The sequence below is a fragment of the Blastococcus saxobsidens DD2 genome (genome assembly GCF_000284015.1).
Taxonomy (GTDB): Bacteria; Actinomycetota; Actinomycetes; order Mycobacteriales; family Geodermatophilaceae; genus Blastococcus; species Blastococcus saxobsidens_A.
In genome coordinates, this window is the sequence record NC_016943.1 from 3,458,232 (window position 1) to 3,483,436 (window position 25,205).

General features: G+C 75.3%; 21 protein-coding genes. 8 read left to right on the plus strand and 13 right to left on the minus strand.

Going from position 1 to position 25,205, the window contains the following annotated elements; all coding sequences use genetic code 11:
• Window positions 1-54 precede the first annotated feature (54 nt).
• Window positions 55-1,074, minus strand: a complete 1,020-nt coding sequence (locus BLASA_RS16365; RefSeq protein ID WP_014377325.1) for a TAXI family TRAP transporter solute-binding subunit — start codon at window positions 1,072-1,074, stop codon at window positions 55-57.
• Window positions 1,075-1,282: 208 nt separating this feature from the next.
• Here BLASA_RS16365 and BLASA_RS16370 point away from each other — a divergent pair, with 208 nt between their 5' ends.
• The 3 genes from BLASA_RS16370 (at window position 1,283) to BLASA_RS16380 (ending at window position 4,093) form a co-directional block, all read left to right on the plus strand.
• A complete protein-coding gene (locus BLASA_RS16370) occupies window positions 1,283-2,005 on the plus strand; it encodes a GntR family transcriptional regulator (RefSeq protein WP_014377326.1) in 723 nt (240 codons plus the stop codon).
• A complete protein-coding gene (locus BLASA_RS16375; protein WP_231839479.1) occupies window positions 2,002-2,799 on the plus strand; it encodes an SDR family NAD(P)-dependent oxidoreductase in 798 nt (265 codons plus the stop codon). The genes BLASA_RS16370 and BLASA_RS16375 overlap by 4 nt, the downstream gene beginning before the upstream one ends.
• Window positions 2,800-2,869: 70 nt before the next feature.
• Window positions 2,870-4,093, plus strand: a complete 1,224-nt coding sequence (locus BLASA_RS16380) for an MFS transporter (protein ID WP_014377328.1) — start codon at window positions 2,870-2,872, stop codon at window positions 4,091-4,093.
• A 23-nt stretch (window positions 4,094-4,116) separates the two neighbouring features.
• Here BLASA_RS16380 and BLASA_RS16385 read toward each other — a convergent pair whose 3' ends face one another.
• From BLASA_RS16385 to BLASA_RS16405, 5 genes are all read right to left on the minus strand, one after another.
• Window positions 4,117-5,169, minus strand: coding sequence for an acyl-CoA dehydrogenase family protein (locus BLASA_RS16385; RefSeq protein ID WP_014377329.1), 1,053 nt, complete (start codon window positions 5,167-5,169; stop codon window positions 4,117-4,119).
• A gap of 79 nt (window positions 5,170-5,248) precedes the next feature.
• Window positions 5,249-6,409 carry an acyl-CoA dehydrogenase family protein gene (locus tag BLASA_RS16390; RefSeq protein ID WP_014377330.1) on the minus strand — a complete coding sequence of 387 codons (1,161 nt, stop codon included), beginning with the start codon at window positions 6,407-6,409 and terminating at the stop codon, window positions 5,249-5,251.
• A 100-nt stretch (window positions 6,410-6,509) separates the two neighbouring features.
• The gene (locus BLASA_RS16395; protein ID WP_014377331.1) at window positions 6,510-6,827 is read right to left on the minus strand and encodes a hypothetical protein; all 318 of its coding nucleotides are present in this window, start codon (window positions 6,825-6,827) and stop codon (window positions 6,510-6,512) included.
• A 74-nt stretch (window positions 6,828-6,901) separates the two neighbouring features.
• Window positions 6,902-9,181: a SpoIIE family protein phosphatase gene (locus BLASA_RS16400; protein WP_014377332.1), complete on the minus strand. Its 2,280-nt coding sequence runs from the start codon at window positions 9,179-9,181 to the stop codon at window positions 6,902-6,904.
• Complete coding sequence (locus tag BLASA_RS16405; RefSeq protein ID WP_014377333.1) at window positions 9,178-9,978, minus strand: alpha/beta fold hydrolase; 801 nt, start codon at window positions 9,976-9,978, stop codon at window positions 9,178-9,180. The genes BLASA_RS16400 and BLASA_RS16405 overlap by 4 nt, the downstream gene beginning before the upstream one ends.
• A gap of 268 nt (window positions 9,979-10,246) precedes the next feature.
• On the opposite strand from BLASA_RS16405, the gene BLASA_RS16410 reads away from it, so the two are divergent.
• Entirely contained in the window at window positions 10,247-11,008 is a 762-nt protein-coding gene (locus BLASA_RS16410) for a hemerythrin domain-containing protein (RefSeq protein ID WP_014377334.1), read from the plus strand.
• 164 nt (window positions 11,009-11,172) lie between these two features.
• Window positions 11,173-13,455 (plus strand): ATP-dependent DNA helicase, encoded by a 2,283-nt coding sequence (locus BLASA_RS16415; protein ID WP_014377335.1) that lies wholly within the window; start codon window positions 11,173-11,175, stop codon window positions 13,453-13,455.
• A 155-nt stretch (window positions 13,456-13,610) separates the two neighbouring features.
• Here BLASA_RS16415 and BLASA_RS16420 read toward each other — a convergent pair whose 3' ends face one another.
• The 3 genes from BLASA_RS16420 to BLASA_RS16430 form a co-directional block, all read right to left on the minus strand.
• Complete coding sequence (locus BLASA_RS16420; RefSeq protein WP_014377336.1) at window positions 13,611-14,840, minus strand: cytochrome P450; 1,230 nt, start codon at window positions 14,838-14,840, stop codon at window positions 13,611-13,613.
• A 40-nt stretch (window positions 14,841-14,880) separates the two neighbouring features.
• Entirely contained in the window at window positions 14,881-16,488 is a 1,608-nt protein-coding gene (locus BLASA_RS16425) for an SIR2 family NAD-dependent protein deacylase (RefSeq protein ID WP_041775813.1), read from the minus strand.
• Window positions 16,489-16,558: 70 nt separating this feature from the next.
• Window positions 16,559-17,215 (minus strand): hypothetical protein, encoded by a 657-nt coding sequence (locus BLASA_RS16430; protein WP_014377338.1) that lies wholly within the window; start codon window positions 17,213-17,215, stop codon window positions 16,559-16,561.
• Window positions 17,216-17,330: 115 nt separating this feature from the next.
• On the opposite strand from BLASA_RS16430, the gene BLASA_RS16435 reads away from it, so the two are divergent.
• Window positions 17,331-18,182 carry a DUF1206 domain-containing protein gene (locus BLASA_RS16435; RefSeq protein WP_041775814.1) on the plus strand — a complete coding sequence of 284 codons (852 nt, stop codon included), beginning with the start codon at window positions 17,331-17,333 and terminating at the stop codon, window positions 18,180-18,182.
• On the plus strand, window positions 18,182-19,057 hold the full coding sequence (locus tag BLASA_RS16440; protein ID WP_014377340.1) for a DUF1206 domain-containing protein: 876 nt from the start codon (window positions 18,182-18,184) through the stop codon (window positions 19,055-19,057). Before BLASA_RS16435 ends, BLASA_RS16440 begins: the two co-directional genes overlap by 1 nt.
• 3 nt (window positions 19,058-19,060) lie before the next feature.
• Here the strand turns inward: BLASA_RS16440 and fabG are convergent, their stop codons facing one another.
• From fabG to BLASA_RS26010, 3 genes are all read right to left on the minus strand, one after another.
• Complete coding sequence (gene fabG, locus BLASA_RS16445) at window positions 19,061-19,831, minus strand: 3-oxoacyl-ACP reductase FabG (RefSeq protein WP_014377341.1); 771 nt, start codon at window positions 19,829-19,831, stop codon at window positions 19,061-19,063.
• A gap of 44 nt (window positions 19,832-19,875) precedes the next feature.
• Window positions 19,876-21,087 carry an acetyl-CoA C-acetyltransferase gene (locus tag BLASA_RS16450; RefSeq protein WP_014377342.1) on the minus strand — a complete coding sequence of 404 codons (1,212 nt, stop codon included), beginning with the start codon at window positions 21,085-21,087 and terminating at the stop codon, window positions 19,876-19,878.
• A 106-nt stretch (window positions 21,088-21,193) separates the two neighbouring features.
• Window positions 21,194-21,592 (minus strand): STAS domain-containing protein, encoded by a 399-nt coding sequence (locus BLASA_RS26010; protein ID WP_014377343.1) that lies wholly within the window; start codon window positions 21,590-21,592, stop codon window positions 21,194-21,196.
• Between the two features lie 227 nt (window positions 21,593-21,819).
• Here BLASA_RS26010 and BLASA_RS16460 point away from each other — a divergent pair, with 227 nt between their 5' ends.
• Window positions 21,820-22,170 (plus strand): hypothetical protein, encoded by a 351-nt coding sequence (locus tag BLASA_RS16460; RefSeq protein ID WP_014377344.1) that lies wholly within the window; start codon window positions 21,820-21,822, stop codon window positions 22,168-22,170.
• Between the two features lie 18 nt (window positions 22,171-22,188).
• Here the strand turns inward: BLASA_RS16460 and BLASA_RS16465 are convergent, their stop codons facing one another.
• A complete protein-coding gene (locus tag BLASA_RS16465; RefSeq protein WP_014377345.1) occupies window positions 22,189-25,173 on the minus strand; it encodes a sacsin N-terminal ATP-binding-like domain-containing protein in 2,985 nt (994 codons plus the stop codon).
• Window positions 25,174-25,205 lie beyond the last annotated feature (32 nt).

Genomic DNA, 25,205 nt, shown 5'->3' on the forward strand with positions numbered 1-25,205 from the left:
CGCCGGGGCCGGACGATGGTCCGGCGCCCGGCAGCACGGAGGCTCGGGAAGGGGTCAGCCGACCGAGTCGAAGTAGGCCTGCGCGCCCGGGCAGGTCTCGATGAACTCGACCTCGTCAGCGGTCTCTGCGTTCAGCTCCTCGGCCGCGGGGTGCACGGTGAGCAGCTGCTCCTCGTTCTCGAAGATGGTGCGGGTGATGGCCTCCTGCAGGGCCTCGTCCATGTCGGTGCGGACCACGAGGATGTTCGGCGACACGACGTTGGGCACCGCTTCCTCCTGGCCCTCGTAGGTACCGGCCGGGATGTCCTCGGCGAAGTAGAAGTCGCCGTACTCCTCGGCGAGCGGCTCGGCGTACTCGCCGGTCGGGATGAGCACCAGGTCGCTCGTGCTCGCGAGGTCGACGATCGCACCGGTGGGCAGACCACCGGACCAGGCGCCGGCGTCCACCGTGCCGTCCTGGATCGCGGCGACCGTCTCGGCCACACCCAGCTGGACGCGCTCGATGTCGGCCTGCGGGTCGATGCCGGCGGCCTCCATGATCCGGTCGGCGGTGACCTCGGAGGCCGAGCCCACGGCGCCGGGCGAGACGCGCTTGCCCGCCAGGTCCTCGATCGAGGTGATACCGGTGTCGGCCGTCGTGAAGAAGTGGACGAAGTTGTTGTACGTGTTGCCCAGCGAGCAGATCTCCAGCGCCTCGCTGAAGGTGTTCTCCCCGTTCGCGGCGTCGGACACGACATCGCCGAGGGCCAGGGCCATCTGAGCCTGGTTCGTGTCGAGCAGTTGCATGTTGTCGACCGACGCGTTGGTCTCCTGGACGGTGACCGTGAGGCCGGGGATCTCGGAGCTCAGGAGGTTGGCCATACCACCGCCGTAGGGGTAGTAGACGCCGCCGGTACCACCGGTGGCGAACGTCAGCTGCTCGTCGAACTCCTGGGCGGCCTCGCCACCGCCATCAGCGGCCGGCTCCTCGGCGTCGTCGCCACCGCAGGCGGTGAGCACGAGGGTCGAGGCGACGCCGAGGGAGAGCAGCAAGCGGGAGCGCTTGCCGGGATACGTGCCGAGAGTCGTGGACATCAGTGGCCTTCCTGTCGGGTGCCGACACGGCCGGGCCGGAGGGCCGGCGGCGGGAACACCGCGTGACGGCCCACCCGCAGCCGATGGGGCATGTGCCTGAGCTGTAGGGCAGGTCACAGCAGTGAACCAGTTCACAAATCCGGCTGTCTACTGTTTACATTGTCACGGGACGATGACGATTCCCCACGTCGCGCGGAGGTGCGGTCCGATGCTGGAGGAACGACCGATCGCGACGCTGCCGCTGCGCGAGCACGTGTACGAGCGGCTGCAGGAACTGCTGATCAGCCGCAGCCTGGCGCCCGGTGATCACCTGGTCGAGGAACGGCTGGCCTCGCAGCTGGGCGTGAGCCGGGGCCCGGTCCGGGAGGCGCTGCAGCGGCTGCACCGGGACGGCTGGATCACGATCCGCCCGCGGTACGGGGCCTTCGTCAACCAGCCCACGGCGCAGGAGGTGCACGAGTTCTTCGAGGCCCGGGAGCTCGTGGAGCGTGAGGCCGCGCACCTGGCCGCCGAGCGCTGCACCCCCGCGGATGCCGCGCGGCTGCTGGAGATCTGCGACCAGGCCGACGCCGACTGGGCGCGGGGAGTCGCGGCCCAGCAGATGGCCACCCACACCGCCCGGTTCCACCGCGCCGTACTGGAGTGCGCCCGCAACCACATCCTCCTCGAGTTCGGCGAGCAGCTCTCCCACCGCAGCCGCTGGTTCTTCGCCCCCCTGGTGTCCGCCATCGCGCCGCGTGCCTGGACGGAGCACCGCCGGGTGGCCGAGCTCATCGCCGCGGGCGAGGCCGGCCGCGCCGCCGAGGCGATGCACCGCCACATCGCGCTGTCCCGCGACTCCTACCTCGACATCCATCCCGACGGCGACACCTACGACGGCCTCGATCCCGTGGCCTCCCCGTCCCCGCGGGCACTGGGCTCCGGCCGGTGACCGCACCTCCCATCTCCGACCGGAAGAAGCGACCCATGGCCCATCCCCCCGTCGTCCTGGTCACCGGCGCATCGAGCGGCATCGGCCGCGCCTGCGTCGATGCCTTCCTCGCCCAGGGGGCGCGCGTCGTCGCCGCCGCCCGCCGCACCGACCGGCTCGACGAGCTGGCGGCGCAGCACGACGGGGCCGTGCTGCCCCTGGCGCTCGACGTGCGTGACCGGGACGCGGTGAACGCCGCTCTCGGGTCGCTGCCCGAGAACTTCTCGCCGATCGACGTGCTGGTGAACAACGCCGGCCTCGCCCGCGGCAGGACCCCGCTGCACGAGGACGACCCGGACGACTGGGACCAGATGCTGGACACGAACGTGCGCGGCCTGCTCAACGTGTCGGGGGCGGTGCTCCCCGGCATGGTCGAGCGCGGCTCGGGTCACGTCATCAACGTCGGGTCGAACGCGGGCCGCGAGGTCTACCCCGGCGGCACGGTCTACTGCGCCACCAAGGCCGCGGTCGAACGGATCACCCGCGGCATGCGGATGGACGTCCTCGGCAGCGGCGTCAAGGTCAGCGAGGTCGACCCGGGGATGGTCGAGACCGAGTTCTCCGTCGTCCGCTTCCACGGCGACCAGCAGGCGGCCGACGCCGTCTACGAGGGGGTCACTCCGCTGGCGGCGCAGGACATCGCGAACGTCGTCACCTGGATCGCCGGGCAGCCGCCCCACGTGGTGATCGCCGACGTCCTCGTCTACCCGCTGGACCAGGCGGGCACGGGGAAGATCGCCCGCAGGAAGGGATGACCGTCCGCTGACCGCCGGAACGGGCACCGGCGCGGGTACCGGGCGGCGGCGGGACTTCCCGGGCTGGCACATGGTCTGGGCGCTCTCGGTCACCGAGACCATCTCCTACGGCGTCCTCTACTACTCCTTCGCCGTCTTCCTCGTGCCGATGCGCGAGGAGCTGGGTACCTCGACCGCACAGCTCTCCGGCGCGCTCACCCTCGCGCTGGCCCTGACCGGCATCGGCGGGGTGGTGGTGGGCCGGTGGCTGGACCGCTCCGGGTCCCGGTGGATCATGACCTCCGGCAGCCTGCTCGGCGGGGCCTCCGTGCTGGCCTGGTCGCGGGCCGACGACCTCGTCGAGCTGTACCTGGCGTTCGCGGGCATCGGGCTGGCCAGCGCCGCGGTGCTCTACGAGCCGGCGTACGCCGTGATCAACAGCTGGTTCCGCCGGGACCGGCCGAAGGCGCTGCTGACCCTCACCGTGGTGGCCGGTTTCGCCTCGACGATCTTCCTGCCGACCTCCCAGTTCCTCATCGAGACGCTCGGCTGGCGGCCGGCGCTGGTGGTGCTCGCCGCGGTCGTCGCGGCGTGTGCCGTGCCGCACGCGCTGCTGCTGCGCCGTTCCCCGGCCGACCTGGGCCTGGAGCCCGACGGCCGGCCGGACCCCGGCCCGCCGCCGGACCCCGTCGGCGGAGGCGCCCCGGTCCCCGTGGCCGGCACCGGCCTCGCCGCCTACCGCGGTCCGGGCGCCGCCTGGCGACGGCCGGCGGTGCGCTGGCTGACGCTGGCCACGGCGCTGCAGATGGTGGCGAACGCCGCAGTCGCGGTGTTCCTGGTCGCCTACCTGCTGGAGACCGGCGCGCCACCTGGGCTCGCCGCGGTGGCCGCCGGCGCGCTCGGCGCGCTCTCGGTGACCGGGCGGGTGGTCCTCACCGTGCTCGCGGCGCGGGTCGGCATCGGCACCGTCACCGCGGCGATGGTGGCCGGGCAGGCCCTCGGCGTGGTGCTGCTGTTCCTGCTTCCCCAGCCGGCGGCCACCGTCGTGTTCGTGATCCTGTTCGGCGTGGGCTTCGGCGTCCTCAACATCGCCCGGCCGGCGCTGCTCGGGCAGTACGTGCCCGGTGTGGTGTTCGCGACGGTGTCGGGCCACCAGGCGCTGGCCGGCCAGTTCGGCCGCGTCATCGCGCCGCTTGCCGGGGGCGCGCTGATCACCGCCTTCGGCTACGGCGCCGGGTTCACCGCGGTGGCCGGTTGCGCCCTCGCCGCCGCGGTCCTGCTGGCGCTCTCCGAGCGCGCCGCCCGCTGCAGCTGAGGCGCGCGCGGCCGATCACGCCCTCAGACCACCCGGGTCAGCGCCGGCCAGAGCCCGTCCGGCCCGTCGACCAGCAGCCCCTCGGCCAGCACCCGCGACCACACCAGCTCGCTGCCGGCCTCGTCCCGCCACGACCACAGCCGCCGGGTGAGGTGGTGCAGCTTGTGCTCCTGGGTGAAGCCGATCGCGCCGTGCACCTGGTGTGCCAGCCGGGCGACCACCTCGACGGCCGCACCCGCCCGCACCTTCGCCGCCGCGGCTGCCAGCACGACGTCCGCCGAACCGTGCGCCAGCGCCTGCACGGCCGCGTCGGTCACCGCGGTCACCGCGGTGACCTCGCCGGCCATCTCGGCCAGCTCCATCTGGATGGCCTGGAACTTGCCCAGCGGGCGGCCGAACTGGTGCCGCTCCCCCGCGTACTGCACCGTCCACGCCAGCACGGTCTCCAACGCCGCGGCCAGCTGCACCGCCCGCGCCAGCGCGAACCCGGCTCGCAGCTCACGTGCCTGGCCCGCGTTCAGCGGGGCCACCGCCGCCGGCACGCCGTCGAGGGTCAGGGTCCCGCGGGGCTCACCGGCCAGGTTGAAGGCATCGGTCGCCGGCACGCCGTCGGACGACAACAGCGCCAGCACCTCACCGTCCGGGCCGTGCGCCAGGAGGGCGACGTGCGCGGCGGCCCCGGCCCACGCCACGTCGGTGGCCGTACCGGTGAGCGTCCAGCCCTCCGCGCCCGGGGACGCCGTGACACCGTCGGCGATCGCGAACGTGAGCGGCTCCTCCACCGGCGGCAGCGTCAGCCCCGCCGCGATCACCGCCGGGCCGGCCACCAGCAGCTGCTCGGCCACCGGCACCGCCGCCGCACCGGACGCCAGCGTCCGCACGATGGCCACCGCGTCGGCCAGCTCACCGCCGGACCCACCGGCCTCCTCCGGCAGCCCGACACCGGTGAGCCCCGCGTCGGCCAGCGCCGACCACAGCCCCGCGTCCCACCGGCGGTCCACCGTCAGCACGAACGGCTCGTGGCCGCTCAGGATGTCCCGGACGGTCTCGACCACCAGGTCCTGGTCCGATGCCATCAGCGCTCTGCTCCCTTGCTCGACACCGCGCTCGCTCCGCTCCTCGCTCGTTCCTCGCTGCGATGCTCACTCGCTGTGGTCATCGCAGGCCCAGCCCCCGTGCCACGATCCCGCGCAGGATCTCGTTGGTCCCACCCCGCAGCGTGTAGCCCGGCTGGTGCAGCTGCGCCTCGGCCAGCGCCCGCGCCAGCGGGTCGGGCGAGTCCAGGGAGGGCAGCACGTCGACCACGCGGCGGACCTCGTCGATGACGTCGGCCTCGAACGTCGTCCCGACGTCCTTCACCAGCGCGGCCGGGATGTTCGGCAGCTCGCCCCGGTCCAGCGCGGCGGCGATCCGCAGGGACATCTGCCGCAGCGCCAGGATGCGCGCGGACAGCCGGCCCAGCGTCACCAGTGCGGCCGGGTCACCGCTGTCGGCCACCCGGCGCCCGAACTCGGCGACGAGTGGATAGGTCGACAGGAAGCGCTCGGGGCCCGACCGCTCGAATGCGAGCTCGGCGGTCACCTGGTGCCAGCCGTTGCCCTCCTCGCCGAGCAGCATGTCGCCGGGGACGACGACGTCCTCGAACACCACCTCGTTGAAGTGGTGGCCGCCGTCGAGGATGCGGATCGGGTTGATCGTGATGCCCGGCAGCGACAGGTCGATCAGCAGCTGCGACATGCCGGCGTGCCGGTTGGCGGAGTCCGACGGCGAGGTGCGCACCAGCACGATCCCGTAGTGCGAGTGGTGCGCGTTCGACGTCCACACCTTGGCGCCGTTGACCACCCAGTCGCCGGCCTCGTTGCGGGTGGCGCGGGTACGGATGGAGGCCAGGTCGGAGCCGGAGTCCGGCTCGCTCATCCCGATGACGAAGAAGCACTCCCCCGCGGCGATGCGCGGCAGGATCTCCTGCCGCTGCTTCTCGGTGCCGTAGGTCAGCAGGTTCGGGCCGGACTGCCGGTCGGCGATCCAGTGCGCGGCCACGGGGGCGCCGGCGGCGAGCAGCTCCTCGGTGACGGCGTAGCGCTCCATCGCCGAGCGCTCGTGGCCGCCGTACCGCTTCGGCCAGGTCATCCCCAGCCAGCCGCGCTCACCCAGCTTCTTGGAGAACGCCGGGTCGACGCCGGACAGCCAGGTGTCGACGTGCGTGGTGAACGTGCCCGCGGCGACCTCGGCGGCGAGGAAGTCGCGCACCTCCCCCCGCACCTGCTCCGCGGCCTCCGACCGCGGTGCCGGCGCCAGTGTCAACGAGTTGCTCATGCGACTCCCCAGGTGTGGTCGTGCTCTCCGCCGTTCTACAGGTCGACGGAACGACCCGCCCCTTCGGGCCCCCACGCACCGCACATGCACCGGAGAGCGATCAGTCCTCCGGGCGGGGCTCGGCCGGATCCTCGGTCGACGGGCCGCGGGTGAGCTGACGCAGCTCGCTGACGACGTCGGTGGCCACCGTGCCCAGCGACGACAGCGCGCCCGACACCAGCCGGCGCACCCCGGCGACGTCCAGCGCCAGGACCGGGCCGACGCCGGAGCCGGACTCGAGCCCACCGAGATCCCCGCTCACCGGGGTGCGCTCGGCCAGGTCCGGCGACCAGCGCATCGCGTCCCCCGACATCGACCAGTCGCCGGAGGCACCGTCGATCGCCTCGGTGACCGGGTTGCCGCGAGCTCTCGAGTCCATGACCGCCCCCAACCGGAGTTGGTCCCATGGTGTCCCGAAACGGCGCCGCCCGGAAGGTGGGCGGCGCGTGAGGTTCAGGTCCGGGTCAGCGCGAGGAGGGCGATGTCGTCGGCCCGGTGCTCGCGGGTCAGCTCGGCCAGCAGCCGGTCGCACAGTTCGGCCGGGTCGGCCGTGCACGACCGCGCGGCCACCTCCAGCAGGCGGTCCATCCCCGCGTCGATGTCCGCACCCGGGCTCTCCACCAGCCCGTCGGTGAACAGCACCAGCGTCGCCCCCGTCGGGAGCACCCCGGCCCACTCCTCCGCCGCAGCGGCCGGGGCACCGAGCATCCGCGTCGGCCGCACCGGCAGGAACTCCGCCGTGCCGTCCGAGCACAGCAGCGGGGGCAGGTGCCCGGCCGAGGCGATCCGCAGCTCACCGGTCGCCGGGTCCAGGGTGGCGAACAGCGCCGTCGCCATCCGCTGCAGGCCGAACTGCTCCCAGCCGCGCTGCAGCCGGTCGATGAGCACGGCCGGCGACGGCCCGTCCACCGACATCGCCCGGGTCACGCTGCGCAGCTGCCCCATGGTGGCGGCGGCCGTGATGTCGTGGCCCACGACGTCGCCCACCGCCATCGCCACCTGGTTCCCGGGCAGCCGGACGACGTCGTACCAGTCGCCGCCCACGTCGACCCCCTGGGTCGCCGCGACGTACCGCACCGCGGTCGCGATCGAGGGCACCTCCGGCGGCGCGGGTGGGAGCAGGCTGGCCTGCAGCGTGTGCGAGGTCCGCTCCTCGAACTCGAACCGCTGCGCCCGGTCTACCACCTGCGCCAGCTGCAGCGCCAGCTGCTCGGCCACGTCCACGTCGGCGGCGGTGAACGGCGGCCGCTGCCGGTCGCCCCCGAGGGTCACCACGCCCAGCCGCCTGCCGTCGACGATCATCGGCACGCTCACCACGCGCTGGAGCTGCAGCTGCTCGAGGAGCTCGCGGTACTCGTCGTCGACGGCGACCTCGGCCAGCAGGGCCCGGCCCTCGGCGGGGTCGTGCAGCCACTGGGTCCGGCCCTCGCGCAGCGCCCGCACTCCCGGGTGCAGCGGCGACCGCGTCGGCGCCTGCTTCTCCCGCAGCCGGTCGAGGAGGAACTGCCGGGCAGGGTCGCGGTGCCGGGCCGCGGACCGCGCCAGGCCGTGCTCGGTCACCAGGTCGATCACGCAGACGTCGGCCAGCCGGGACACCACGAGGTCGGCCAGCTGCTGCACGGTCTCGGTCACGTCCGCGGCGTCGGCCATCAGCCGTGCGGCCGCCAGCAGGAACGCCGCCCGCTCCCCCTGCTGCCGGGTCTGCTCGTACAGTCGCACGCGCTCGAGCGCCTGTCCCGCCTGCCGCCCCAGGGTCCACAGCAGATCGACCAGCGCCGGGTGGAGCGCGCGCTTCTCCCCCGGCTCCTCGAGGCTGATCAGGTCGCCCCGTCCCGGTTCGCCGCGGGCCAGCACGAGCACGCCGAGTCGCTTGGAGTCGGCCGACACCGGCACGATCACCAGGTCGGTCACCCCGTCCGCCGCCATCGCCGCCGCCAACTGGGGCTGGTCGGCCCGCAGCCGGGCATCGAGCACCACCGACCGCAACCCCTGGGCCAGCTCCAGCGCCAGCCGGCTGCCGGCGGCCTCCTTCAGCCGCCGCAGCAGACGGACCGAGAGCCCGTCGGAGCGCACCGGGCGCAACCCGGGCAGCTCCCGCGGATCGTCGGCCTCGCCCTCCACCAGCACCAGGGCGGCACCGCGCGCCTTCATCGCGGCCCGCCCGCGCTGCACGATCACCGTCGCGACGTCCTCGGGTGTCATCGCGGCCGCCAGGTCGAACACGACCTTCTGGACGGTGCGCGACCGCGCCTCGGACTCCTCGGCCAGCCGCTGCGCGGCCAGGAGCTCCCGCTCGTACCGCCGCCGCGCGGTCGCCTCGAACAACGTCGCGCGCACCAGCAGCGGCGTGCCGTCGTCGTCGCGCATCTCGACGGCGTTGAGCAGGCACGGGAGCAGCGAGCCGTCGATCCGGGTCACGTCGATGGCGATCTCGCGCACCGCGCCCTGCATGCGCAGCAGCGGCACCAGGTGGGTCTCGTAGAACACCCGGCCACCGACGCTCAGCAGCTCCTGGAGGCGGCTGCCCAGCAGGTCCTCCGGAGATCGCCCGGTCCAGGCGCAGAACGTGCGGTTGACCCGCGCGACCCGGCCGTCGGGCAGGGTGGAGAGATAGCCCATCGGCGCGTTCTCGTAGAGGTCCGCCGGGTCCTCGTCGAGCAGGCGGTCGAGCTGCGACTCCCGATCCCGCGCGTCCTGCGGACCGGCCGGCTCGCCGCCGTCCGGGCCGGTCACGGCGTCAGGAACGCGCGGATGGCGGCCGTCGTCTCCTCCGGCGCGGAGAGCTGGGGCACGTGCCCGGTCGCCCGCATCCGCACCAGCGTGCTGCCCGGGATCTGCCGGTGCACGTACTCACCGACGGCGTCGGGGGCGATCGCGTCGGCGCTGCACTGCAGCACCAGGGTGGGTACCTCGACCCCGTGCAGGTCGGCGCGGTTGTCCGACAGGAAGGTGACCCGGGCGAACTGGCGGGCGATGTCCGGCGCGGTGCGGCAGAAGCTGTTGGTCAGCTCCTCGGCCAGCTCGGGCCGCTCCGGGTTGCCCATGATCACCGGGGCCATCTGCGCCGACCAGCCCAGGTGGTTGCTATCCAGCGCGTCGAGCAGGCCGACGATGTCGCTGCGGCTGAACCCGCCCACGTAGTCCCCGTCGTCGACGTACCGCGGGCTGGGGCCGATCATCACCATGGCCCCGAAGAGCTCCGGGGCCCGGTGGTAGGCGAGCACCCCGATCATGGCGCTCACCGAGTGGCCGACGAACACGACGTCGGAGAGCGCGAGCTCGCGGCAGATCTCGACGACGTCGGTCGCGTACCCGTCCAGGGCGCCGTACTTGTCCGGGTCGTAGGCCGACAGGTCCGACTGCCCCGACCCCACGTGGTCGAACAGGACGACGCGGTGGTCGCAGCTGAACCGGGGAGCGACCAGCCGCCACAGCGTCTGGTCACACCCGAAGCCGTGCGCGAACACCATCGGCCGCCCCTCGGCGGGGCCGCTGACGTTCACCCGGTTGCGCGTCACGACGCTGCCCACGCAGCCGACCGTAGTGGACCCGACGCCCGATGTCGCCGACCCCGGCCACGACGACGGAACCGCCCCGCCCAGCAACTGCCACGCGCGGTCGTCACCGTCCGTGACCTCCCCTGGACCCATCGCCGCGCGGCGCCGGGTGGCGGGTCCGGCCGTCCGTGGGCGACGGAAGACCGCTGTCGCCCCGCGCACAGGTGCCCCTACCCTGCGCGGCATTCCCGCTCCCCGACCCCTGGAGCACCGGCCCGAACCGCCGAACGAGGTGCGTGCCATGACCGCTACCGCGGTCCGTTCCCCCGTCGTCCGCATCCCGGTGCCCCGCCGCCCGGCCGCGCCTGCCGTCCCCCCGGACCGAGCCGCGCACCCCGGCCGTGCGGCCGCCTACCAGCGGGTGCTGCACCAGCTGGTGCGCCGCGAGCTGCGCACCCTGGCCGACGTCGTCTCCTGGGCACCGGACGCCGAGTGCGTCCGCACCGGGATCCTCACCTGCCACGCCGGGTTGGTCGCGCGGGTGCTGCTGCACCACCACGCCGTGGAGCGGGAGGCGGTGTGGCCGGCGCTGCTGCGCGCGGTCCCGGCGACCGCACGGCCCACCGCGGCGGTGGCGGTCGCCGACTGGACGCTGTCCTGCGCCCGGATCGACGCCGCGCTGCGCGACCTCGACACCGCCGCCCGCCAGTGGGCCGTCACCAGCAGCGGTCGCGCCCGCGACTCCTTCGGCCGCGCCTGCCGCGCCCTGGCCGACGACGTGGCCGCGCAGACCGCTGAGGAGGAGCGGACGCTGCTGCCCCTGTTGGACGCCCACCTGACCGAGGCCGACTGGACGCCGATCATCCGCACGGCCCGGTGCGGTCTCTCCGGGCGTCAGCGGCTGCTCGTGCTGGGCCTCGCCCTGGAGGACTGCTGCGCCGGCGACCGCGCCCGGCTGCTGCTCGGCACCCCCCGGGGCACCCGGCTGGCCTGGCGGGTCTACGGCGGCGGGCGGTACCGCGCGGCCATCGTGCGGCTGCGCGGCGCCCCGCCCGCCCGGTGACGTCCCGCCGGTAGCAGGACGCCCATCCTCAGCGTTGCGTGAAGGCTCACAGCCTGTCGGTCGTGCCCTGAGCAGGGGCTCGGACGATAGTTGTCCGCCGGAACGGACGACGGAAGCGATGGGCAGTGACGACAGCTCGACAGGCACCGAGGCAGGACGCCGAGGTGACGGCGGAACAGGCCTACGTCACCGGCCTGCACCAGCGGCTCGACGAGGTGCGGGCGCGCACCGTCGCCCGCCTCGATGAGGCGCTGGCCACGGTGCCGCACAACCCGCAGGCGGTCGGTGAGCGTGAGGCGGCGGTCGAGCTGCACTCCCAGCGGATCGTCGCTCTCGACGCCGCCGACAGCGGGCTGTGCTTCGGGCGCCTGGACCGGCACGACAGCGACGTCCCCCGCTACGTCGGCCGGATCGGTCTGAACACCGACGAGGGCCGCGAGGAGCCGCTGCTGGTCGACTGGCGGGCGCCCGCGGCCCAGCCCTTCTACACCGCCACTCCCCTGCACGACCTCGGGGTCCGCCGCCGGCGGCACATCCGCACCCGCGGCCGCACGGTCGTGAGCGTCACCGACGAGACCCTGGACCTCACCGACCCCGACCTCGCCCAACGGTCCGGGCTGGCCGGTGAGTCGGTGCTGCTCGCCGCGCTCAACGCCACCCGCACCGGCCGGATGAGCGACATCGTCCGCACCATCCAGGCCGAGCAGGACCGCATCATCCGCGCCGACCACCGCGGTGTGCTGGTCGTCCAGGGCGGTCCGGGCACCGGGAAGACCGCCGTCGCCCTGCACCGCGCCGCCTACCTGCTCTACACCCACCGCGAGCGGCTGGCGCGCAGCGGGCTGCTCGTCGTCGGCCCCTCCCCGACCTTCCTGGCCTACATCGCCGACGTGCTGCCTTCCCTCGGCGAGACGGGGGTCGTGCTGGCCGACCTCGGCGGGCTGCGGCCCGGCCTGCAGGCACACGCGCCCGAGCGACCGGAGGTCACGGAGGTCAAGGGGCGGCTGGCGATGGTCGACGTCGTCACCGCCGCCGTCCGCGCCCGCCAGGCGGTCCTGGACCAGCCGGCTCCGCTGACCATCGACGGGACGCCGGTGCGCTTCGCCAAGGCAGACGCCGCCCGCGCCCGCAGCCGGGCCCGCGCGGTCTCCCGGCTGCACAACGAGGCCCGTCCGGCGTTCGCGCGTGCCGTGATCGACCTGGTGGCGCACAAGTACGCCGACACGCTCGGCCAGAACGTGCTCGGCGGCGCCAACCTGCTCGGTGCCGGCGACGTCGCCGCGCTGCGCCGCGAGGTCGCCGCGGAACCCGCGGTGCACGCGCTGATCGACCGGCTGTGGCCCCGGCTGACCGCCGAGCGGCTGCTCCGGGACCTGTTCTCCTCCCCGCAGCGGCTCGCCGCGGCGACCAAGGGGTGGACCGACGCCGATCGCGCACTGCTCGCCCGCCCGGCCTCGGCGCCCTGGACGCCGGCCGACGTCCCGCTGCTGGAGGAGGCCGACGAGCTGCTCGGCGTCGACGACTCCGCCGAGCGGACGGCCGCCCGCCGGGAGAAGCAGCGCCGGCTCCGGCACGCCCAGGAGACCCTCGATTTCCTGCACGGCTCGCGCTCCACCGACTGGGAGACCGAGGACGAGTCGGAGGAGCTGTCCGCCGGCGACCTGCTCGACGCGGAAGGGCTCGCCGACCGGCAGGAGGAGACCGACAGCCGGTCGACGGCGCAGCGCGCGGCGGCCGACCGCACCTGGACCTACGGGCACGTGATCGTCGACGAGGCGCAGGAGCTGTCGGCGATGGCCTGGCGGGTGCTGCTGCGCCGCTGCCCCACCCGCTCGATGACGCTGGTCGGTGACGTGGCCCAGACCGGGTCGGCGGCCGGCGCCTCCAGCTGGGCCGAGGTGCTCGAGCCGGCGCTGGGCCCCCGGGACCGCCGCGGCTGGCGGATGGAGGAGCTGACCGTCAACTACCGGACCCCCGCCGAGATCATGGAGATCGCGGCGGAGGTGCTGGCCGCCGGTGGGGCGGACACGTCGGCGGCGAGCTCGGTGCGGTCCACCGGCGAGCGGCCGTGGGCCCGCCAGGTGGCCGACGAGGAGCTCGCCGACGCGGTCGCCGAGGCTGCCGCGGAGCTCGATGCCGAGGAGGGGACCCTCGCCGTTCTCGTCCCGCGCAGCCGGCTGGCCGCCGTCACCGACGCCGTCCGGCGGCGGGTGCCGTCGGCGTCGGCCGACGGCGACCTCACCGCCGGGGCCGTGGTGCTCACGCCCCAGGGCAGCAAGGGCCTGGAGTTCGACTCGGTCCTCGTCGGCGACCCGGCCGGGATCCTCGACGAGGGGGTGCGCGGGCACAACGACCTCTACGTCGCGCTCACCCGCGCCACCCAGCGGCTCGGCGTCGTCCACCCCGGTGAGCTGCCCGTGGAGCTGAAGGGGCTCGACCTGCGCTGACCGAGAGCGGTGGCGCCCCCAGCCACGGTCCCGGCCGGGCGCGACAGGGTTCCGCCGGGCACGACAGGTATTCCGGCCGGGCACGACAGGGCCCCGCCGACAGTCGGTCTCTGCCCACGTCCTGTGGGCAGAGACCGACTGTCCGGAGAAGTACCTCAGGCCCCGCCGCGCACCCGCAGAACGACGCCGCTGGCCGGCTTGGCCGGGATGCGGTGCAGGGCGATGGTGAGGTCCTGCTCGGGCGCCTCGTAGTCCAGCCGGGCCAGCCTTCCCGCCAGCGCCGCGAGCAGCGCGACGGTGATCTGCTCGCCGGGGCAGCGGTGGTTGGTGCGCGGATCACCGCCGCCCTGTGGAACGAGCTCGAACTCGCCGATCGGCCGGTCGAGGAACCGTTCGGGGCGGAAGGCGTACGGGTCCCCCCAGAGCTCGGGGTCGTGGTTCTGCCCGTACAGGTCGAGCAGGATCATCGCGTTCTCCGGGATCCGCTCCCCGTCGAACTCCACCTCGTGCGGCGCCCGCCCACCGGTGAACGGCGCGAACGGGTAGAACCGCCGGATCTCGTGCGCCCAGGCCTCCGCGAACGTGGCATCGCCGCCGGCCAGCCGCTCGCGGTGCTGCGGCCAGCGGATCAGCGCGTGCCCGGAGAAGGCCATGAACCAGGCGACCGCCGTCGTCGGCCGGATGATGTTGAGCAGCTCGACCGCGGCGACGTGGGAGTCCAGCTGCTCGCCGCCGGCGTCGCGGTGCCGGGCCACGACATCGACCGCCGAGCCCTCGGGCACGGCCGTGACGCCGCTGCGCACGTCCCGGACCAGCTGCGACAGCCAGCGCTCGCGGCGTCCGCGGGCCCGCCGGGCACGCGCGTGCCGCACGCCACCGCTGGCGAACCCGTCGACCATGGCGAGCAGGTCCCGGGCCAGGCCGGGTACCTCGTGGTCGTGCACCGCCACCCCGGCCCAGCGGGTGACCGCGCCGGCGATCACCCGGCCGGCCTCGTCGAAGAGGACGATCTCCGGCCGGCGGGCCCACTCGCCGGCCGCGGCGTCCCAGGCCGCCGTCGCCTGCTCCACGAGCGAGGCGATGCCGTCCTCGCGCATGAGCAGCGCCACGAACATCGCCTTGCGCACCCGGTGCAGCTCCCCGTCGAGGGTGTGCACCGCTCCCTTGCCGAACAGCGTCCCCCGCACCGGCTCCGGGATGGCGTGCGACCGCCGGACGTGGTCCTCGTCGTAGAGGAACCGCGCGGCCTCCGGGCCCACGATGCCGTACGCCGGCATCCCGCCGAGCCGGGTCGCCACGGTGCGTCGCCCGGTGCGGCGCCGCTCGTCGGGCAGCCAGGCGTAGCCCTTCGCGAGCATCTTCAGGCCGTTCTCGAGACGAGGCATGCGGACCTGCCTGCCCAGCAGCCCCGCCGGGCAATCCCGGTCAGCCCGGCCGCTGCTCCCGGGGCCGGTCGTCCCGGGGCCCGCGCACGAGCTCGCGCGGCGGCTCCTCGCCGTCGGCGGCCGAGCTGCCGTGGCCGAGCCGGCGCAACAGGTCCGCCACCTCGAGCGCCGCCGTGGACGAGGCCTCCGGCGGCAGCGCCTCCGCGACCGTGCGCAGCGCCCCCGCCAGCGCGCGCTCCTCGTCGTTGAGCATCCCGCGGTAGGCCGGGTCCAGCAGGTACCCGGTGGGCGGGGTGGACAGGCAGCCGATGAGGTCCAGCAACACCTCCAGCCGGCGTGCCGCCTCCGCGGGGGAACCGTCCGCCGGGCTCATCGCCACCGTCTCGACGTCCCGCTCCCACAGCCGCGCCCGGGCCGGGTCCTCGCGCAGCGCGAGCACCGTGCCGGTGCGGCGGGCGGTGCCGGAGCCCTGGGTCTGCAGCGCGGTGCGCACCTGGTGCGCGATCCGGATGAGGTCGTCGTCGAGCATCGAGGTGCCCACGAACAGCACGTGCCGGGTGAGCAGCAGCGAGTGCAGCACCCCGGCCAGCGCGGCGCCGGTGCTGCCGAACTGCAGGTACTCCTCGCGGGTCAGCACCACGCTCTCGGGGTGCGCGGCGTCACCGTGCAGCTTCAGCAGCCAGGGCCGCCCCGGCTCGGCCTCCTCGTACGGCAGCACCCTGACCTGCCGGCCGATGTCGCTGGCCGCCAGCTCCACCAGCGGGTCGTAGTTCGTGGTCACGAACTCCTGCACCGGCAGGTCGGCGAGCAGCGCGTGCGCCAGGGCGTACGAGCCCGGCCCGAACCGCTCGGCGACGAACGCCTCCAGCTGGTCGGAGCCCAGCTCGCGCGCCAGCAGCGCGGCCGAGTCCTGCGGGGGCAGCCCCGACAGCCCCTCGCGCAGCGCGTCGTCCAGGCCCGAGCGGGTGGCGAGCTCGTCCACGAGCCGCTCCCAGGTGGGCAACCCCGCCGCCGCGCTCACGCCGGCGCCGACGAACAGCGCCAGCTGGCCGCGGCGGGCCCGCTCACCGAGCTGCTCGGCCAGCTGGCGGAGGTGGTCGGGCAGCTCCCAGCCGCCGTCCTGCCCCCGACGCACCCGCTGGGCGGCGGCCAGGTCGCTCGGCCCGCGCAGCACCAGCGCGATGTCGAACCCGTGTTCCTCGGCCGCCTCGCGCAGCACCGGCAGGAGCTGCTGCAGCAGTGCGCCCCGCTGCCCCGCGGCACCGCCCCAGCCGGTCCCCAGGGCCGGCAGCCCGACCAGTCGCCGCGCCCGGCCGTGCACCGGCCCGGTCACCTCCCGCCGGGCGACGGCGGCCAGCGCCTCCCGGGCGCCGTCCAGCAGCCAGGAGAGCCCGTGCCCGCCGTCGTCGACCGTGTCGACCAGCCACGTCCGCCGCGGACCGTCCCCGGGGACCTCGAGGACCCGTTCCCGGCCCGACCACGACAGCCCGACGCAGTCGCCGTCGTCCTGCCGGTCGGTGATCAGCTCGTCGGGCAGCAGCGGACGCCAGCTGCGGGCCACCCGCAGCGAGCGGTCGGTGGGCACCAGGACGTCGTCGCACGACAACCGGGTGAGGTCCGCGCCGACGACGAACACGTGTCCGTTCACGCCGACGGCCTTACCCAGGGCCCCGCGGACATGCGGCGGCGGTCAGTCGGCGGCGGTCGGTCGGTGGAGGTCAGGCGCCGCAGCCGCCGGCACCGCAGGCGCAGCCACCGCAGCCGCCCCGCACGGGGGCCGGCGCATTGGCCACCGTCCGCAGGTTCACCGCGCCGATCAGCAGCGGGATGCCGAGGACGGCGACGGCCAGCGCGGCCACCACGGTCGCGAGATCGGCGGCGCGGTCCCAGCCCTGCGCCAGGCCGGTGGCGACCAGCAGGCCGGTGACCAGCAGCGACCACACCACCAGCGCCTGCCCACCGCGCCGGGCGCTGCCCCCACGGGCCAGCAGCCCGGCCGAGGTCGCCAGCAGGAGCACCGGGACGCCGATCAGCAGCACCGTCGCCGACAGCGCCGCCGACGCCAGTGCCACGACGAGCCCCGCCGCACCCAGCGCGACGGTGGCCACGCCGAGGCGCTGCGCACCGGCGGCCGGCGCACCGTCGACCGCGCCGGACCGGGCGACGCGCAGCAGCGTCGCGCCGCGCACGGCCAAGAAGACGCCGAGCGCGCCCAGCAGGAGCCGGGCCCCCGCGGCGTCCCAGGCCACGGCGACGACCGCGACGGCGACCATGCCGATCCCGAGGGCCAGCCACCGCGGCCAGGTACGCCGGGCGACCTCCGGGGTCGCCATGCCCACCGTGCCGGCCGAGAGGATTCCGGTTCCGTTCGCCACGGCACCCAGTGTCCCTCACCCGCCGCGCTGCTCGGGGAGGCACCGGACCGTGGTCCGTGCCACGCTGATCGACGCCGCAGCTGCGACGACGCAGCGCGAGGTCAGGAGGCAATCCATGAGCGTGCGGGGCGATGCCGGATCACCCACGGACGCGGCCGCGCGGGCGGGCGACAGCGACGCGCTGGAGCACCTGGCCCGCGTCGGGCTGATCGCCTACGGCCTGGTGCACGTGCTCGTCGCCTGGCTCGCGCTGCAGGTGGCGTGGGGCGTCAGCAGCGCTCCGGCCGACCAGTCCGGGGCACTGGCCACCCTCGCCCAGCAACCGCTGGGCGAGCCGCTGCTGTGGGTGCTCGCCGTCGGTCTCATCGCCCTGGCCCTCTGGCAGGCCGCGGAGATCCTCCGCTGGCGGCACGGGCTGACCGCGTCGGGGAAGGCCCGCACGACGGCGTGGGAGCGGACCGGCAAGGCGGTCGCCAAGACGGTCATCTACCTCACGCTCGCGGTGCTGGCGTTCCGCTTCGCCACCGGCGGCGGGCAGACCGGCAGCACCAGCACCCCGCAGCAGGCGACCGCCGGCGTCTTCGGGTGGCCGGGCGGGCGGTGGCTGGTCGGCATCGCTGGGCTGGTCGTCGTCGGGATCGGCGTCTACAACGTCTACAAGGGTGTCTCGAAGAGCTTCCTCAAGGAGATCGACCTCAGCGACTGCCCGGCGCGAGCGACACGGCTGGTCACCCGGCTGGGCCAGGTGGGCTTCCCCGGCAAGGGCGCCGCCTTCGTCCTGATCGGCGGGCTGCTCGTCTGGGCCGCGGTGACGTTCGACGCGGCCAAGGCGGCCGGACTGGACGGCGCCCTCCACCGGCTGGGCAGCGTTCCCGCCGGGCAGGTGCTGCTCACGCTCATCGCCGTCGGGATCGCGGCCTTCGGCATCTACTGCTTCGTCCGCGCCCGCTACCCCGAACGGACCTGATGCCGCCGGTGCCTGCCGCACAGCCCCTGGTCCACCGGCTCCGCGACCTCGTCGACCGGGTCCGCCGGGTCACCGACTCCCCGTGGCTCACCCACCTCGCCCGCGCCGGGCTGATCGCCTACGGGGCGATGCACCTGCTCATCGCGTTCCTCGCGCTGCGCATGGCGCTGGGCCTGCGCGGGGCCGACGCCGACCAGACCGGTGCCCTGCTCACCGTCGCCGCCGGGCCGGGCGGCGAGTTCCTGCTCGTCGCGATCGGCCTGGGCATGCTGTCGCTGGCGCTCTGGCAGGCGGCCGAGGTGCTGCTCTGGTGGCACGGGCTGCTCGATCCGGAGCACCGGGTGCACACGGCGGTCGTCTGCGCCAAGTGCCTGGCCAAGGGCGCGGTGTACGGCGTCCTCGGACTCACCGCGCTGCTGTTCGCCGCCGGGTTCGAGTACGAGGCCGACGAGCGGCTGCGCGACCTCACCGAGGAGACGCTGCTGATCCCCGGCGGGGCGCTGCTCATCGGCACGGTCGCGGCCGGGGTGGTGGCGGTCGGGATCTACACGTTCGTGCGCGGCTGCACCGGCGGCTTCATGCGCGACATCGACCTGCCCACGGCCCCCGACCGGTGGGAACCGGCGATCGAGGCCCTGGGCCGGATCGGCTACCTGGCGAAGGGCATCGCCTTCGGGCTGGTCGGCGTCCTGCTGGGGCGGGCCGCCACCGCCGCCGACGCCTCCACCGCCACCGGTCTGGACGGCGCGATGACCGCGATCGCCGGGGTGGACGCCGGCCCCTGGCTGCTCGGCGGCGTCGCGGCCGGGTTCGCGGCCTTCGGCGTGTACGCCCTCGCCCGGGCCCGCTACCCCGACCGCGACCCCTCGTCCTGAGGCCTACGCGCGCGGACCGCCGGCGACGTAGATAACCTGGCCGGAGACGAACCCGGCACCCTCGCTGACCAGGAACGAGACGGTGTGCGCGATGTCCTCGGGCTGGCCGGCGCGGGCGACCGGGATCGCCGCGGCGCGGGCCTGGACGTAGGGCTCCCACTCCTGGCCGATGCGCGCGGCGGTCGCCTTCGTCATGTCGGTGACGATGAACCCCGGCGCGATCGCGTTGGCGGTGACGCCGAACTTGCCCAGCTCGATGGCGAGCGTCTTGGTGAAGCCCTGGAGGCCGGCCTTGGCCGTCGCGTAGTTGGCCTGCCCGCGGTTGCCCAGCGCCGAGGTGCTGGACAGGTTCACGATCCGACCCCACTTCTGGTCGATCATGTGCTTCTGCGCCGCGCGGGTCATGAGGAACGAGCCGCGCAGGTGCACGTGCATGACGATGTCCCAGTCGGCGTCGCTCATCTTGAACAGCATGTTGTCGCGGGTGACGCCGGCGTTGTTGACCAGCACCACCGGCGGGCCCAGCTCCGCGGCGATGCGGTCGACCGCGGCCTGCACCTGCTCGGCGTCACCGACGTCGGCCCCCACGGCCAGCGCCCGGCCACCAGCGGCCTCGATGGCCTCGACCGTTCCGCGGGCGTCGTCCTCCTCGAGGTCGATCACCGCCACGGCGAAGCCGTCCTGCGCCAGCCGCTGGGCGGTGGCGGCGCCGATGCCGCGGGCGGCACCGGTGACGATCGCGACACGGGCGGAACCGTTCGTGGGCGTGGACATGCGGTGCTGCTCCTCGGCTCGGGGACGATGGACGAGAGTGTCGCTCAGACCCGCTCGAACAGCGCGGCCAGCCCCTGGCCGCCGCCGATGCACATGGTCTCCAGCCCGTAGCGGGCGTCGCGGCGGTCCATCTCGCGCAGCAGCGTGGCGAGGATGCGGCCGCCGGTCGCGCCCACCGGGTGACCCAGCGAGATGCCGGAGCCGTTGACGTTCGTGCGCTCCCAGTCGGCGTCGGTGAAGCCCCACTCGCGGGCCACGGCCAGCACCTGGCTGGCGAACGCCTCGTTGAGCTCGATCAGGTCGACGTCGGCGAGCGTGATACCGGCCAGCGACAGCGCCTTGGCCGTCGCCGGCACCGGGCCGATACCCATCGTCTTCGGGGGCACGCCGCCGACGCCGAAGGAGACCAGCCGGGCCAGCGGGCGCAGCCCCAGCTCGGCGGCCTTCTCCGGGTGGGTGACGATCGCGACCGCGGCGCCGTCGTTCTGGCCGGATGCGTTGCCCGCGGTCACCGTGGCGTCGGGGTCGTTCTTGCCCAGGATCGGGCGCAGCTTGGCGAGGGTCTCCACCGAGGAGTCGGGGCGGATGTGCTCGTCGCGGTCGACGACGGTCTCGGACTTCCGGCTCTTCACCGTCACCGGCACGATCTCGTCGGCGAACCGGCCCTCGGCCGCGGCGGCGGCGGCGCGCTGGTGGCTGCGGACGGCGTACTCGTCCTGCTCCTCGCGACCGATCTGGTACTCGCGGCGCAGGTTCTCCGCGGTCTCGAGCATGCCGCCGGGCACGGGGTGGTGCTGCCCTCCGGCGGTGACCCGGCCGCGGGCCAGCCCGTCCTCCAGCAGGACCCCGGGGCCGGACTTGACGCCCCAGCGCATCGCGGTCGAGTAGAAGGGCGCGTTGCTCATCGACTCCGCGCCGCCGGCCAGGACGACGTCGGAGGTGCCGGACTGCACCTGCATCGCGGCGTACACGACCGCCTGCAGGCCCGATCCGCACCGCCGGTCCACCTGCAGGCCGGAGGCGGTCACCGGCAGCCCGGCGTCGAGCGCGGCGACGCGGCCGAGCGCCGGCGCGTCCATCGTCGGGTAGCAGTGGCCGAGCAGGACGTCGTCCACCGACTCGGGCGGCAGCCCGGTGCGCTCGATCAGCGCCCGGATCACCGTGGCCGCCAGCTCCTGGACGGGGACGTCGCGCAGCGAACCCCCGAATCCGCCGACCGGCGTCCGCAGGGGCTCGCAGATGACCGCTTCGCGCACGGTGGTCCTCCTCGTTCGTCGGCACCCGGCGTCCGGCTCGGCCCGGGTGGCGGGTTCGAGTCTGCCCGGCGGGCCCGGGCGCTGACCACCCCGCCCCCGGACAACGTCAGCAGGCGAGCGTGTCGACCTGCTGACCGTCCAGCAGGTCCCACAGGCCGGTGATCTGGAGCGGCCGGATGACCGCCCGCGTGGCGGCCAGGACACGGAGCCGCCCGCCGGCGGCCAGAGCGCGCCGGTGCGCGGCCGCGAGGCTGCTCAGCCCGGCGGAGTCGAGGAAGGTCACGCAGGTGAGGTCGACGACGACCTCGGTGGGGGCGGCGTCGACCAGCTGGTCGAGCACGGCGCGGACCTCGGGGGCGGAGCTGCAGTCGACCTCGCCGGTGACCGTCAGCTGCGGATGGGAGGCGGAGCCGGCCACCGCGAGGGTGACGAGTGCGGACGGGGTCGGCACGACGCCGGTGAACACCGGCTCGGCCTGGACGCAGTCGAGGGAGGAAGCGGTCACGGGTTGCCTCTCGGGCGCTGTCCGGACCAGTGAGCCTGCGGGACGCGAACGACACGACGACCAGCACTGGGGTCGCGGCTCTTGTTGAACCGCTGCTCCGACCGTAGGCACCGGGGGTACGGCGCGCAAGGGGCCTGTCCGGGGGTGGCCGGGGCGGTGGACCGATCGGCCCGGCCGTGTGACCAGCCTCCCTCGGGAGCCGCCGCTGCCGGACGGATACTGGACCGGTGACCCGGTCGCGCTCCTCGTCCCGCCGCCCCTCCGCATTCCTGGTCGTCGGGGTGCTCGTGGGGGTGGCGGTCGCCGCGGGAGCGTTCGCGGTGCTCGACCCGATCGTCGCCTCGGCCGTCGCCATCGCAGTGCTCACCGCCGTGGGCGTGGGCGCGGCAGCCCGGAACTGGGATGCGCACGAGACCTTCGAGGACCGCGAGCACGCCCGCGCCCGCCGCCGTCAGGAGAAGTGGGAGCGCGGAGCCGACGCCCGCGCCCGCGACCGGGTGCGCTGGGAAGCGGCCAAGGCCCGGCAGGCGCGCAGGTCCGGCAGCACCGCCTCCGGCGCCGACGGCGCCGGTCGCTAGTCCGCGCGCTGGGGTCCGTCAACCGACCGCGTCCTCGGCCGCCAGGTCGGCGGCGCGGTCGGGGTGGGCGAAGGCCTCGGCGAGCGCCTGGCGCAGTGGCCAGGCGCCGACCCGCCAGGCCAGCGCCCGGCCGAGCGCGCCGGGGCTGCCGTCCACGTGGTCGACGACCTCCTCCGGCCACCACGGGACCGGCCGTCCGGCGACGGTGAGCGGATCGTGCACCGCCACCTCTCCGGGCAGCTCGTCCCGGTCCAGCCGCGCCGCGGCCAGGGTCGCGCCGGGCAACTCGGCCCAGCGCACGCGCCGCACCGGCCGGCTGGTCACCTCCGCCTGCACCCGTTCGCTCGCCAGCGGGAGGTCCAGCAGGTCCGCGACCGCTCCCGGCGCTCCCCCGGAGGGAACGACGGGCAGGTCGAGCAGCGGGACGAGGTGCGGCTGGTCGAGGACCACCGCCCGGCCGACCACGCAGTCCGCCGCCACCCGCACCCGCACGGGCGGCTCGGCGTCCACGCCGTCCAGCGCGAGGGCCAGTCGCGCGTAGACCCGGGCCAGCACGCCCGGGCGCACGGTGCGGGCCGGATCGCCGAGCCGGTCCAGGAGGTCGAGGGCGCCGTCCGGGTCGGGCAGGACGTCGTCCAGCGTGGCCGGTGGCCGCAGCAGGCCGAGCAGCGGTTCCCCGATGCCGGCCGGGTCGTAGAGCCCGGCGAGCTCGGTGCTCCCCGGGTGCGCGAGCCGGTCGGGGCGCCGGCCGCCCAGCACCGGATGGGTGCGCAGCCACCAGCGCAGGTAGCCCGGTGCCCGGACCCGGCCGACGACGACGTCGGCCCACGCCTCCGCCGGCGCGGCCGCCAGCAACTCGAGCGCGCCCGGCCAGTCGGCGACGAGCTCGAGATCGCGGACGGCCACCAGCGGCGGCCACGCCGGCGGCGGGCCTCCGGGCAGCCGGTCGAGGACGGCGTCGGCCCACTCCTGCGCACCGTCGACGTCGAGCTCGTCGGGATCCTCGGCGCGCACCGCGGCGAAGCCGTCCAGGACCCCCACCGCGCGCAGTGCCGCGGCGTCGGCGCGGGCCGCGAACGCCGGATCGAGCGTGCCCAGGGCGCCGTCCTCGAGCACGGCCGCGAACGGCGAGCCGGGCAGCACCAGCTCCCCCGCCGGCCCGAAGCCGCCGTCCGCGTCGGGCAGCGCGAGCTCGGCGAGCCACGGCAGCTCCGCGGCGGCGGACGGCGCGGCGGTCGCCAGGGCGAGGACCGCCTCGGCCAGCTCCTCGGGCTCGGGCGCCCCGGAGAACCGGTCGTCGGCGGCGTCCAGCGAGTTCTCCACCGCCGCGCGCACCGCGGGATCGGCCAGCACCGCCTCCGCCGTCGCCGGCCGGCCCCCCAGCCGCTCCAGCAGCCGGCGCGCGGCCGGCAGCTGCACCGCGGCCGGATCGGCCAGCCGCAGCGCCAGGGCGGCCAGGCGGTCCACCGGCAGGCCGGGCTCGGGCAGCAGCACTCCGGCGGGGCCGTGCGCGGTCCGGCCGCCGACCAGCGGCACCGGCAGCGCCGCGAGCTCCTCGCGGTCGGCGCGCTCGAAGGCGGCGTAGAGCTGCGCCCACCACCGCGCCGGGCGGGCCACGCCCCGCACCGCCTCCACCACCTCGGCCGGCCCGGCCCGCCGGACGCCGAGCGCGGTGAGGGCGGGGAGGTTCCCGCGGCGCGACCAGTCGGCGGGCAGCAACCCCGGCAGCACGCCGGTGAGCGCGGCCACCCGTGGCTCGTCGGCGTCGTCCAGCACGACCGCCCGCTCCGGTGGCTGCCGGGCGCCCGGGTCGCCGGCGACCGGCAGCCACGCGGTCGCCCGCAGCCGGTCCAGGGCCGCACCGAGCAGCGCGGCGTCGAGCTCGGCACCGGCCAGGCCGACGCGGGGCACGAGCCCCAGCAGCGCCGGATCGGCGGGCAGCCGGCCGACGAGGTCCGCGAGCGCGTCGGCGGCCGCGGCCACCAGGACGTCGGTCACGGGCCCGGGCAGCACGTGCCGCCGGTCGGGGCCGAGCGGGAACGGGGCGATCAGGCGCAGGGGCAGCGACAGCGGCTCGTCGCTGGGCGTCGGGGCGTGCACCACCTGGCGGCCGGTCAGCGGACGCGGCCGGCCGTCCTCCAGCGGCACCGCGCAGGTCACCGTCCACGCCCGGCGGCCCCGCTCCTCGACGGGCAGGTCCGCCACCAGCTCGGCCGGCAGCTCCCCCGCGCGCTGGGCCGCAGCCCAACGGGTGACGACGCCGTCCTCCGACAGCCGGACCTCCGGCATCCCCCCGCTCCGCTCGACCGTCCGCGACGTGCCGTCGACCACCACCTCCAGGGCCGACAGCGCGGGCAGCGCGAGCAGCAGCTCCGCGGGGAGCTCCCGCAGCGCCGCGGCGACGCCGTCCCGCACTCCCGGCAGCAGCGGCAGCACCACCTCGGTGTCGAAGCCCGCCGGCGGCGCACCGGCCGCCGGCCACGGCAGACGCAGCACCGGGACGGCGCCGTGGCGGCGGGCCAGCTCCCCGGTCAGCGCCGGGCGCGCCGCCACCTCCGCGCGGGTGTCCGTGGCGCTGAACCGCATCCCGCCGGTCCGGGACAGCACCGCGGGTTCCTCGCTCACGGCCAGGACGGCGACGAACCCCACGCCGAACCGGCCGACCGACGCGGCGTCGTCGCGCTTGGCCGAGGCGCGCAACGTGGCGAGGCCGAGCACGCCGGCGGCGTCCAGCGGCGCCCCGGTGTTGGCGGCCCGCAGCGTGCCGCCGTCCAGCCGCAGCCGGAGCCGGCCGGCTCCCCCGGTGCGCGCGGCGGCGTCGGCGGCGTTCTGCGCCAGCTCCACCAGCACCCGGTCGCGGTAACCGCCGTGGACGAGGTCCTCCTCGACGTTCGCGTCCTCCCGGAACCGCGCCGGGGACGCCGTCCACGCCGCCAGCACGGTGCGCCGCAGGGCCGCGGTGCCGAACGGGTCGGGGAGCTCCCCGGCGGTGCTGGCGGCCATGCGCCCGGACCCTAGAGGCCGGGCGGCCGACG